Source organism: Peribacillus sp. Aquil_B1 (assembly GCF_022603275.1).
Lineage (GTDB): Bacteria > Bacillota > Bacilli > Bacillales > DSM-1321 > Peribacillus.
Genome location: NZ_JAKXEE010000001.1, coordinates 1,608,203 through 1,621,082, shown reverse-complemented (window position 1 = coordinate 1,621,082; position 12,880 = coordinate 1,608,203). Strand labels below are relative to the sequence as shown.

Genomic DNA, 12,880 nt, shown 5'->3' with positions numbered 1-12,880 from the left:
TGAAAACGAAAGAATAATCAATCACAAACGTTTAAAAATACTCAAATTCATTCAAAAATACCTTCAAAAACATTCAATTCCAATTGAGATAACCTTTGATAACCTTTCTTGAACCCCATTATCTCTTTTTCTATGAATATATCTTTTCAGTTTTTCACACAAAAAACCCCCATGTCATGATGACAGGGGGGTTCTGATTATTTTATTAGCCTTGAAGTAAAAGTTGTTCTGGATCTTCCAGCATATCTTTGATAGCCACTAAGAAACCAACAGCTTCTTTTCCGTCTACGATACGGTGATCATAAGATAATGCAAGGTACATCATTGGTCTGTTTTCGATTTGATCTCCAACAGCGATTGGACGAGTCTTGATTGTATGCATGCCCAAGATTCCAACTTGAGGGGCATTCAAGATTGGTGTTGATAATAGGGAACCGAAAGTCCCTCCATTAGTGATGGTAAAAGTACCACCTGATAAATCTGAAAGTCCAAGTTTGTTGTTACGCGCTTTAACAGCTAAATCCGAAATGTTCTTCTCGATTTCAGCAAAGCTTTTGCGGTCAGCATCCCTTACTACCGGAACAACAAGACCTTCATCAGTGGATACAGCTACACCGATATCATAAAAGTTCTTTTTCAGGATATGGTCGCCTTGGATTTCAGCATTCAATAACGGATATTTTTTCAATGCGCCAATGACCGCTTTAGTGAAGAATGACATGAAACCAAGTTTAACGTCATTTGTTTTCACGAAAGAATCCTTATGGCGGTTACGCAATTCCATGACTGCAGAAAGATCGACTTCGTTAAAAGTAGTAAGCATGGCTGCTTCGGATTGTACTTGAACTAGACGTTTGGCAATGGTTTGACGACGGCGTGTCATCTTAACCACTTCAATGCGGTCATCATTCACTTCAACAGGAGCGGCTGCTTGTTTAGCTGCAGGAGCTTGTTTTGGAGCTGCCGCAGGTGCTGCAGGTGCTGCAGGAGCATTACTTGCTGCTTCTACGTCTTGTACACGTACACGACCTAGTGGGTCGGCTACAGGCACTTGAGTCAAGTCAATTCCTTTTTCACGAGCCAATTTCCTTGCAGCTGGTGAAGCAATAACTTGTTGAGTGGATGATGCTTCTTTCGCTTCTGCTTTAGGAGCCTCTTTAGCAGGAGCCGCTTGTTCAGCCTTAGCTGGTTCTGCTTTAGCTTCTTCAACCTTAGGAGCTTCCGCTTTTGGAGCTGCTGCAGCTGATCCATTTTCATCAACGATGGCGATAGCCTGTCCAACTTGGACAGTATCGCCTTCTTCTGCTAAATGTTCCGAAAGTGTACCAGTATAATCTGAAATGATTTCCACGTTCACTTTATCCGTTTCAAGTTCAAGGACATATTCTCCTTTTTCAACGTGATCACCGGGTTGTTTTAACCATTGCGCAATAGATCCTTCAGAAATTGATTCTGCTAATTCAGGTACTTTTACTTCAGCCATTTTATTTCTCCCCCTCATTATTGCGTGTAATTGCTTGAGTCATAATCCGTTGTTGTTCATTTTTATGGACAAGTGGATCTCCCTCAGCCGGGCTTGATCTGCGCTTCCTTCCTATATATGTTACTGAAAGATTGCCAGGAGCCGCTGCATTTAGGCGAGGTTCAACAAATGTCCAAGCACCCATGTTTTTAGGTTCTTCTTGAGCCCAGAAGATTTCTTTAAGGTTTGTATATTTTTTCAGGGCTTCTTGAACTCCAGTGAATGGGAATGGATAAATTTCTTCGATACTGATGATTTGCAACCAATCCGTATTTTTTTCAGTTGCCGCTTTTTCACGAAGTTCAACCGCCAATTTACCTGATGCAAAAACAATGCGTTCAACCGATTTAGGTTTTTTGCCCAAAGCTTTGGTTTCTACGAATGATTCAAAAGCACCTTCACTGAATTCTTCTGCTGTAGAAGCCATCACTTGATTACGAAGCATACTCTTCGGAGTCATGATGACTAGCGGACGTACTTGCTCTTTATCCAAAATCTTAGCTTGTCTTCTAAGGATATGGAAGTATTGAGCAGCCGAACTTAAGTTGGCAACAGTCCAGTTGTTTTCTGCCGCTAATTGAAGGAAGCGTTCCAGTCGTGCACTTGAGTGCTCTGGTCCTTGTCCTTCATAACCGTGTGGAAGCAGCATGACAAGACCTGATTTTTGACCCCATTTTGCACGGCCTGCCGCGATGAATTGGTCAAAGATCACTTGTGCTGTATTAGCGAAGTCACCGAATTGGCCTTCCCATAATACAAGTGTCTCAGGTGCAAAAACATTATAACCATATTCATAAGCCAGAACTGCCGTTTCAGTAAGCGGGCTGTTATGAACAGCGAATGACGCTTTAGCAGTTTCAAGCGTGTGAAGTGGTGAATATGTTTTGCCATTAACACTATCATGTAACATGATATTACGTTGTGCGAATGTACCACGCTCTGAATCTTGTCCTGTCAAACGGATTGGTGTGCCGTCACTCAATATGGATGCAAATGCCAATGTCTCGGCATGGGCCCAATCAATTTTTCCGTCAGCACCAAAGGAATCCAAGCGACGTGATAAAATCTTTCCTAATTTTTTATTAGGAGTGAATCCTTCCGGCCACTTGACAAGTTCTTCGTTAATTGTAACAAGTTCTTGTTTCGAAACTGCCGTTTCAATGGCTGGAAGTCCTTTTTCAATAATCCCAGGAGGATTACACTCTTTAGAAGCTTCCGGTTTATTTCCGGAAATTTTCGCATATGCATCTGCAAGCCTCGTATCCACTTGCTCAGCAATCGCTTTAACTTCCGCTTCAGTGAACTCGCCAGTTTCAATAAGTTTTTTCCCATAAAGCTCTTTAACGGTTGGGTGCTTATGAATTAATGCATACATTTCAGGTTGAGTCACCAATGGCTCATCCATTTCGTTATGGCCGAAACGTCTGTAACCGATCAGGTCGATCAGGAAATCCTTATTGTATTTTTCACGGTATAGGTTAGCAAGGTTCACGGCAGCCATACATGCTTCTGGATCATCTGCATTCACATGCACGATCGGCACTTCAAAGCCTTTTGCCAAATCACTAGCATATAAAGTTGAACGTGAATCTTCGCTTTCCGTTGTAAATCCGATCATGTTATTGGCGATGATATGGATAGCGCCGCCAACTTGGTAACCGCGTAAACGGCTTAAGTTAAACGTTTCAGGTACAATTCCTTCACCTGGGAATGCTGCATCACCATGAATCAGGATTGCAAGTGATTTGGAAATGTCCTGAACAGGGAATCCTTTTTCTGAACGGTCTTCTTGAGCCGCACGAGAATACCCTTCCACGATTGGACCGACAACTTCCAAGTGACTTGGGTTATTGGCAAGTGTAATCCTTGCTTTTTGTATATTAGCTTTAGTAATCTGTTTATCCAGACCTAAATGGTATTTAACATCACCGGTCCATCCATTGTTAATGCCTGTTGAACCTTCGGAAGGAACCAAATCTTTATTAGGTGAATGTTGGAATTCTGAGAAAATGACTTCATATGGCTTTCCTAATACATGTGCAAGCACATTCAAACGTCCGCGGTGAGCCATGGCAATATTCACATTACCCGTTCCGTTTTGAACAGTTTGTGAAATCATTTCATCTAAAATCGGAACCAAAGCATCCAGTCCTTCAATAGAGAAACGTTTTTGCCCTACATATGTGCGGTGAAGGAATTTCTCGAAGCCTTCTACTTCATTCAATCGTTTAAGTAATAGTTCTCTTTTTTCTTTTCCCACTTCCGGGAACATGTTTCCGGATTCGACCATATCAGTAAGCCATTGCTTTTCATCCAAGTCATTAACATGATGAAATTCAAAGGCTATCGTTTTTGTATAGAGTTGTTTTAGGTATTGTACGGCTTCGTATCCGTCTTTAACGTCTTCAGGTGATTCCGGACAAATAAAGTCAGCCGGGATTTTCCTTAAATCATCTGCAGTCAAGCCATATTTTTCAAAGTGAATTTGTTCAGTGTCCAGAGCTTCTTCTTTTAAAGGATAAATATTTGCAGCAAGATGTCCGTATGCACGGATATTTTCAGCTAACTTAACTGCAGACATAATTTTCTTCATTGGAAGAACTTCTCCAGTTTGTACAGTTGGTGCATTTCCAGTCGTTGTTTCTGCCGATACATCGAATGAAGGAGGACCAGATACTTCAAAAAAGTTTTTCAGTTCCGGATCCACTTCTTCCGGGTTGGCTAGAAATAAATCGTATTGCTCCATGACATACCCAAGGTTTGGACCTGAAAAAGTTTTCCATTGGTCGTATACCTTAGAATCATTGATGGTCATTTTGTAAACCCCCAAATTTTTCTCATAATTTTTTTCATTTCGTTTTATCCATCCCCAAATTTCTTTCTTCTAAATTTTCCCCAAATATATGATATATATAAGATATATAATAAATAACTTTGGTTATTGAATAATAAAATTTTAAAGGATAAAACGTTTTCAGATGTTATATTAACATGTTTTTGTCGAAATATCCAAAGGTTAAACCACTTTATGCAACCTTTTTTAAACTATATTTCTGCTTAATTCGTCAAAAATCGCTTTTAATTGTCTTTTTTGCTCATTTAAGTCTTTTTTTCGCTAAAAAAAGATTTTTGTATTTTTGTATAATGATTATTTTTCAGGTAAATTTAACTAGTTTGAAAACCCTTTCACCTCAATCAAACTTCCAAGCTGTTAAACTCAGATTGCCATATTGAAAGCTTCTGTGCAGGAGATCCGCTTTTTTATTGTCATCCCCTGACCCCATTGCGATGACCAATGGAATGAAATGTCCTTTGGAAGGCACAGCCTCTGTACTGTAAGGGGCGATTTTTTTATAATTGAACAAAGATTGCAAATCCCATTTCATGATTTTCTCTTCGACCCAGTTCTCAAACTCGATTGCCCATCCTTCTGCAACATGCATATCTCTCTGAATTTGGGTGAAATTATGGACAATTCCACCGCTTCCTATGATCAGGACATTACTTTCCTTTAATTCCCTCAATGCTTTGCCAATTTCATACTGCTTATACAAGGGCAGCACAGGACTGATGGACATGGATACGGTCGGGATGTCTGCTTTGGGATACATGATATGCAAAAGCCCCCATGCTCCATGATCCAGGGGGCGCCTTTCATCAAGTTCCCCCAATACACCTATCCTGGACAATAAGGTTAAAATTCGATCTGACAGCTCAAGGCATCCCCTGGCAGGATAAGTTATTTGAAATACTTCTTCAGGATATCCTGCAAAATCATAAATGACCTCATGCTTCCCTACTGCAGAAATCATTTGATCTTCATTTTCCCAATGTGCTGACAAAATAACGATGGCAGCAGGTTTCTTCATAGTTTGCATATATTCCTTCAAAAAAGAAGTGTAGCTATTCTTTTCCAAAGCTAATAGCGGTGTTCCATGTGATAAAAACAATGATGGCATCATAGAAACGATAAATCCTTTCACATTGTAATCTCAATACCCTATACCTTAATTTACTATAGATAAACATCGTGTTCATCAATTAAATTGCAATTTCGGGGTTGTCTCATCAATAGTATCAAAGGTATATCCTTCTTTTTTAAGGAATTCAATTATATCAGGCAATGCTTTCACTGTATTCTCCATACTATTGATATCATGCAATAAGATATTAACATGCTTTTGATTTTTCGTCCCTTTTTGTACAGCAGTAATGATTTGTTGTTCACTTATTGACGGACTGAAGCCATCTGTCGAGTCAATGGACCAATCAAAGTAAATATACCCTTTTTCCTTTAGTTGCTGAAGGATTCCATTGATGATGGGTTTCGTTGCAGCCTGATGCCTAAGACGATTATTTGAGCCGCCAGGAAGGCGCACAATACGGCTTTTTATCCCATACTCATTTTGCAGCATGATTTCAAGCCTATTCAAATCTTGAAAGAAACTCTCAGTCGATCGATAAACGATGGAATAATCATGTGTATAAGAATGAAGGGCAATCGCATGACCGCGGGAAACCATTTCCTGATAACTTTCCTTTGCATATGGTTCTTCATTCCCTTTAACGAAAAATGTGGCCTTAACTTGATAGCTGTCCAAAATATCCAATATATCCATGGTATTCAAAGATGGTCCGTCATCGAATGTTAAATAGGCGATTTTCTGTTTTTCCTTACTTTTTAGGAGCGGTGTTATTTCTTCAGGTACCATTGCATGTACTTGAATGTTTTGCACAGCCACAAGAAACAAAATAATAATGAAAGAACCCGCCATGGAAAGAAATAATTTAAGCTTATTCTTCATAGATGTTGCATCCCCTTCCTTTTGACCATTAAGATGTACCAATAAAGGGGTTTCATGCGAAATAAGGCAGCGGTAAAAAATACCGCTGCCTTATATTATGAATTATCGATCGACATTAAAGTAACGTGCTTCAGGATGTGCAAAAACAATGGCGGAAACGGAAGCCTCTGGTTCCATCATGCATCCTTCAGTCAATTCCACGCCAATATCTTGAGGTTGTAAAAGGCGGAATAGCTTCTCCTGGTCTTCCAAATTAGGACAGGCAGGATAACCAAAAGAAAACCTTTGTCCTGTGTACTTAGCGGCAAATCGCTCCTTCATGGACATTTCAATCGGATCGCTAATGCCTAAATCATCCCGCATTAATTGATGAATTCTTTCCGCGAACCCTTCAGCGGTTTCGAGAGCAAGTGATTGAAGGGCGTGATTTTTCAAGAAATCACCTTCAAGCTTAAGTTTTTCTGCCCATTTTCTGATTCCTTTTCCGGCAGTGACCAGGAAGAAACCAACGTAATCCATTTGCCCGGAGGAGACCGGTTTCGCGAAGTCCGCTAAACAAAGATGCGGATTCGAATCTTGTCTTGGGAAGTCGAAAGTTTCCAAAACCTCATGATGATTGTCCGGGTTGTATACCAATAGCTTATCTCCTTCACTTTGAGCAGGGAAAAATTGATAAATTGCATGCAAGCCATAATCAGGTTCCGTCTTAAGGAATTCAATCAATTCATCTACGAGATCATTGAGCTGCACCGCTTTTTCATTCCCTTGCTTAAGCAATTCGGAAACTTTACCTTTTAACCCCAAATGATGTCCAATCAGCATTTGCCTATTAATATATGGCTGGATGACATCCAACGGGTAGTTTTTTAAGACGTGACGCTTGATGTCACGCGGTATTTTAACAGGAACATCGCTTAAAGGGGCAGCTGTGGACTGCTTACGGACAGGTTTTTCCAGCGTGGCGGCAATGGCCGCATTCGCTTTCGACCTTTCTCGTTTCTCGACTAACTCTTCCAAGTACACCACTTTTTTGTCAGAGTCATGTAAAATATTCGTTACAGCCAAACCATCCATCGCATCTTTGGAATATAAAACCGGCCCTTCATATTCAGGTGATATTTTAAAATCGGTGAATTTACGTGATAATGCTGCCCCTCCCACTAAAATCGGGGTATCTATTCCCGCTTGCTTTAAATCCTGAGCGGTTAAAACCATTTGCTGTGCAGATTTGACAAGTAACCCAGATAGGCCAATGATGGTTGGCTCATGTTTTCGAACCTCTTCAATGATTTGTTGCGGTGCGACCTTGATCCCCAAATCAATGACTTCATAGCCATTATTGGATAGGATGATATCCACTAGGTTTTTTCCGATATCATGCACATCTCCCTTGACAGTCGCCAAAAGGATTTTCCCTTTCTTAGCACTATCTTCAGAGTTTTCCATAAGTGGTTCCAGGTGAGATACAGCCGCCTTCATCGCTTCAGCACTCTGAAGAACCTCTGCGACAATAAGTTGGTTGTCATTAAACAACCGACCCACCTCACTCATGCCATCCATCAATGGTCCATTGATGATTTCCAATGGGGTATCACCGCGCTCAATCGCTTTATTTAAATCATCAACCAAACCTTCTTTCGTTCCTTCGATAATATAGTTACCTAGACGTTCGTCCAATGGCAGGACCACACCATTATCTTTCTTCTCCGCTTTTTTTCCACGATAAAATTCGGTAAAGACCGCTAAAGTTTCAGTTGATGTCTCGAACAGGAGTGCCTCAGCCAATTTCACTTCCTCTTCCGGTATCAGAGCGAAACGTTCAAGTTTTTCTGTATTGACGATGGCATAATCGAGTCCCGCTTTTGTACAATGGTAAAGGAAAACTGCATTTAATATTTCCCTTCCCCTTGCTGGCAGACCGAAAGAAACGTTAGAAATGCCAAGTATCGTCAGGCATTCTGGAAACTTTTCTTTAATCGCCTTTATTCCATTCACCGTCTCTAAAGCAGATCCGATATATTGTTCATCTCCTGTTCCTACAGGAAATACAAGCGGATCAAAGATGATGTCACTTTTGTTTAGACCGTACTTATTGACGAGCAGATCCACAGACCGTGTTGCCACTTCCAATTTCCGTTCAGCATCGACGGCCATCCCAATTTCATCAATGGTTCCTACGACAACGGCAGCACCATATTGATGGACTAAGGGTACTATTTTTTCAAAGCGCTCTTCACCATCTTCAAGGTTTATGGAATTAATGATCGATTTTCCTTGTGAATGTTTTAATGCTTGTTCAAGAACGGCTTCGTCCGTAGTATCGATGACCAATGGGACCTTCACTTTTTTGACGACCTCTTCCACAAATTCCTTCATATCGCCAAGCTCATCCCCATCAGGGTCTGCAAGACAGATATCAATGACATGGGCGCCTTTTTTCACTTGGGTACGCGCAATTTCGGCTGCTGGCTCGTAATGCTTGCCGCGTATCAGCTCCTTGAATTTTCGGGAACCGATAACATTCGTCCTTTCACCTACGAATAAAGGACGCATTGAATCATCGTAAATGAGCGGTTCTATGCCTGATACGGCATGACCATGGGCAGTTTCCGAAATTGTACGGGGCTTCATCCCTTCGAGCACCCTGGAAAGTTCTTTAATATGCTCTGGCGTCGTACCACAACATCCGCCAATGATATTGATCCATCCCTTATCGGCAAATTGCTTCATTTTCTCAGCCAGGGAAGTTGGTGACTCATGATAGTGTCCTTCTTCATCAGGGAGCCCGGCATTCGGATAACAACTGATGGCGCTATTCGATATATCTGCAAGTGTCCTGATATGGTCTATCATGAATTCCGGCCCTGTTGCACAATTAAGGCCGACAGCTACGGGCTTCATATGTTCAACCGATAAATAAAAAGCTTCTATGGACTGGCCAGCAAGTGTCGTGCCCATCGGTTCAATTGTTCCTGATATGATGACAGGCACTTCTTTTCCTGTTTTTGCAAATGCTGCTTTGATGCCAGAAAAGGCAGCCTTGACATTAAGCATATCCTGACAGGTTTCCACCAACAGCAAGTCTACACCGCCATCCAAGAGACCCAGTGCCTGTTCTTCATAAGAATCGGTTAAAATATCAAAAGTCGTTCCGCCCGTTACGGAAAGCGTTTTTGTAGTGGGGCCCATCGATCCGGCTACATACCTTGGCCATTCCTCATTGGAATACTTTTCACAAGCTTTAACGGCAAGCTCAGCTGAAATTTTATTTAGCTTGTAGGCAATCGTGCTTATTTGGTATTCATCAAGAACGATGCTGGTCGCTCCAAAGGTATTGGTTTCAATGATATCTGCGCCCGCTGCTAAATATTTTTCATGAATGGACTGGATGATTTCCGGTTGCGTCAGTGATAAATATTCATTGCAGCCCTCGAATTGTTCTCCGCCAAAATCGTCTGCTGTCAAATTCTCCGCTTGAAGCATGGTTCCCATCGCCCCATCAAGCAGGAGAATCTTAGAATTTAACTGATCTTGAATCGCTTTTTTATTCATGTACTGCCACCTCTGATGTCTGTTTACTATCGACTTTTCTAATATATTTCGTAAGTTCCGCCGTCATTTCATAGCGAAGGAACGGAGTGATTAAATATATGCCCTTGAATTTTTCCCTAGCCGCGTCCACCAGTTCCCGCGCGATATTGACCCCTTCAATCCTTGACTTTACAGGGTCATCCCCCGCTAAAGCCATGGCCCTTCTTACGTTATCAGGCAATTTAATGCCAGGGATCTCATTATGGATGAATTCTGCATTCCGGGTGCTTGTCAAAGGCATGATACCGATGAAAATCGGAGTTTCTAAATGTTTTGTAGCTTCATGCACTTCTTCGATTTGCTCCACCGAATAAATTGGCTGTGTCAAAAATGATTGGGCACCGCAGGAAATCTTCTTTTCCATTCTCAGTACGGCTTTATCCAGATATTTCACATTAGGATTAAACGCTGCCGCAATTTTAAAATTTGCCCGTTGACCCAAACTTTGACCGGAATAGGAAAGACCTTCATTAAATTGTTTGACCAGGCTTATAAGGTCAAAGGAAGATAAATCATAAACCGAGGTGGCACCCGGGAAGTCCCCTATTTTTGAAGGATCTCCGGTGATGATCAATAATTCATTCAGCCCTACCGTCTGCAGACCCATTAAATGTGACTGGAGGCCAATCAAATTTCGATCACGGCATGTTATATGCACCATCGGATTAATATTCAATTGGTTCTTAAGTAAGTTAGCCAGTGCATCATTCGATATCCTTGGTGAGGCAAGTGAATTATCCGCTAATGTAATGGAATCGACCCCTGCTTTTTTCAAAACCTCAGCACCGGTCATGAAACTCTCTATTCCCAGTTTTTTCGGTGGATCAAGTTCAACGAGGATCGTCCTTTCCGTTTTGGCCTTTTCGTACAGTGGAAGCTCCAATTCTCGATCGTTCACTTCAATTATTTCTATTTCGCGGGATTTCGTAACTTTCTCTTTTACAGGAGCAAAACTTCCGATCGCATTCTTTACAGCTTGGATATGCAGTGGAGTCGTTCCACAGCACCCGCCTATGATAGCGGCACCTTGCTCACGAAGTTCCAAGGCACTTGACCCAAAGTATTCCGGCACGGCTTTATAGACGAGCCTTCCATCCACATAATCAGGGAGGCTGGCATTAGGGTATATGGCGATCGATGCTTCCTTCGGCATACTCACTTCTTCCAAGGCCCGGATCATATGATGTGGACCAAGACGGCAATTCACCCCCACAACATCGGCACCCAGTTGCTCGAGTTTTTGAAAGGCTTCATTTAAATGGATTCCATTTTGTAGATTACCCAGTTCATGCATCGAAACATTTGCGATGATCGGCAGTCCAGTTTCATTTTTTACGATTTGCAGGACGGTTTCCAGCTCTTCCAGGTCATAAAATGTTTCCAAGAGAATTCCATCCGGGTTTTCCATCAACAGACTGTATAGCTGTTCACGAAAACCCCGTTTAATCTCTTCCATGCTTAAATCCGATTTCCTGATACTCCGCTGTGCCCCTATGGTACCGAAGACATACGCCTTTCCTTTTGCCGCTTTTTTAGCTAGAATGACTCCCTGGCGGTTGATTCTGCTAACTTCATCTTCAAGTCCATACCGTTTCAATTTGTTGAAATTAGCTCCGTATGTATTTGATTGAAGGATATCTGCACCAGCTTCCAGATAGGCACGGTGGATGGACTCTATTTGATTTGGATTCGTGCAGTTTAATTCCTCATAACATTGATCGATGCCATTTGAGTACAATAAGGTCCCCATTGCCCCTTCCCCAACCAACATTCTTTCTTTCACTTCTTTACGAAAATTCATCATTACACCCTCTCTCAAAAACAGTCCTGTTTTTGTCGTATTTTATGAGTATGAGAGAAAAGGAAAAAAAACCTTCTCAAAGAAGAAGGTTTTTTGAAACATTCTCCTCATCTATCAAGCTCTGCTTGCTGGATTTAGCACCTTTGCCTAAGCTGGTTGCTGAGGTTTCTTCGGGCCAGTCCCTCCACCTCTCTCGATAAGATCCATTTATATAATTTTCACAAGATTTCAAAATTAGATTATATTTAATTTACATTAATAATCTGTCAATTTCAATACCTGATCGACATTTTTTTCACTTTTGCAAAAATGATTCAATCTTTTGCGGGTTTAACCCTCTTCAAGATTCTTTGTTTCCAGTCTTCCGCTAACGAGTCTAGAGTAAGTAAAGCCTTAGCGCCTTCCAGGCCATCTCGTTTATGTAGGATTACCTCTGTTGCATAATGAACTGAAATTTTTTCTTGCAAACGATCTATCAGCACGATTTCGTTTTGCTTATTTATCGTTCCTTCTTGAAGTACTCTTGCAAAATAACCAGTGAAACTCGTTTTCAGCACAAGTTCCAAAAACTTAGGTTGTTGATTAAAGTGGGAAATGGTCGAACAAGGTATCCTCCCCTGGTTAATTTGCACAATCACTTCGCCTATTTGATAAATATCGCCGATATACGTGTCTTCTTCCCTCATCCCCTCTACGGTTAAATTTTCACCGAATGCTGGGATATCCAGCTTTTTAGAGAATTTTTCATTCCATAATGAATAATGCTCAAAGGGGTAAATGCACAAAGCCCGATCAGGACCTCCATGGAACTTTACATTACCAATCCCATCACCAATTATGCCTGATTTAGTCACTGTCACATTATCCTGTGCTTGTTTATCCATGGCTGAAAAGATATCGACATTCGAAAAAATTTCCTGTTTCGGCTTTCCGGCATGAAGTGATTTGATTTTTCCATTTTCCATTTGCATCTTCCATTCATATTTAATTTATATCATCCTATATGTATAAATTATACTAAAAATCCATTTATTCTGTAGCTTTTTATAAGTATATGAAGTGAAAAAGCCACATAATCCGCTTAAATGGACAAAATATCATTGATTTCCAGAAAAATTCATAGGTTAGTTTCAGTAATTTTGTTGCTATTTCAGAATTAAA

General features: G+C 41.0%; 7 protein-coding genes and 1 riboswitch. All 7 genes read right to left on the bottom strand.

The features are described from left to right. Nucleotides 1–205: 205 nt before the first annotated feature. Nucleotides 206–1,483, bottom strand: a complete 1,278-nt coding sequence (gene odhB, locus MPH60_RS08140) for a 2-oxoglutarate dehydrogenase complex dihydrolipoyllysine-residue succinyltransferase (RefSeq protein WP_241593708.1) — start codon at nt 1,481–1,483, stop codon at nt 206–208. 1 nt (nt 1,484) lies between these two features. Then, a complete protein-coding gene (locus MPH60_RS08135; RefSeq protein WP_241593709.1) occupies nt 1,485–4,337 on the bottom strand; it encodes a 2-oxoglutarate dehydrogenase E1 component in 2,853 nt (950 codons plus the stop codon). A gap of 376 nt (nt 4,338–4,713) precedes the next feature. Continuing rightward, nucleotides 4,714–5,484, bottom strand: a complete 771-nt coding sequence (locus MPH60_RS08130; protein ID WP_241593710.1) for a dioxygenase family protein — start codon at nt 5,482–5,484, stop codon at nt 4,714–4,716. A gap of 75 nt (nt 5,485–5,559) precedes the next feature. Next, nucleotides 5,560–6,327, bottom strand: a complete 768-nt coding sequence (locus MPH60_RS08125) for a polysaccharide deacetylase family protein (protein ID WP_241593711.1) — start codon at nt 6,325–6,327, stop codon at nt 5,560–5,562. Between the two features lie 102 nt (nt 6,328–6,429). Continuing rightward, a complete protein-coding gene (gene metH / locus MPH60_RS08120; RefSeq protein WP_241593712.1) occupies nt 6,430–9,879 on the bottom strand; it encodes a methionine synthase in 3,450 nt (1,149 codons plus the stop codon). Beyond that, nucleotides 9,872–11,719, bottom strand: coding sequence for a bifunctional homocysteine S-methyltransferase/methylenetetrahydrofolate reductase (locus MPH60_RS08115; RefSeq protein ID WP_241593713.1), 1,848 nt, complete (start codon nt 11,717–11,719; stop codon nt 9,872–9,874). Before MPH60_RS08115 ends, metH begins: the two co-directional genes overlap by 8 nt. Before the next feature lie 104 nt (nt 11,720–11,823). Beyond that, a riboswitch (SAM riboswitch) is annotated at nt 11,824–11,922 on the bottom strand. A gap of 111 nt (nt 11,923–12,033) precedes the next feature. Next, nucleotides 12,034–12,684 carry an MOSC domain-containing protein gene (locus MPH60_RS08110; RefSeq protein WP_241593714.1) on the bottom strand — a complete coding sequence of 217 codons (651 nt, stop codon included), beginning with the start codon at nt 12,682–12,684 and terminating at the stop codon, nt 12,034–12,036. Nucleotides 12,685–12,880: the final 196 nt, after the last annotated feature.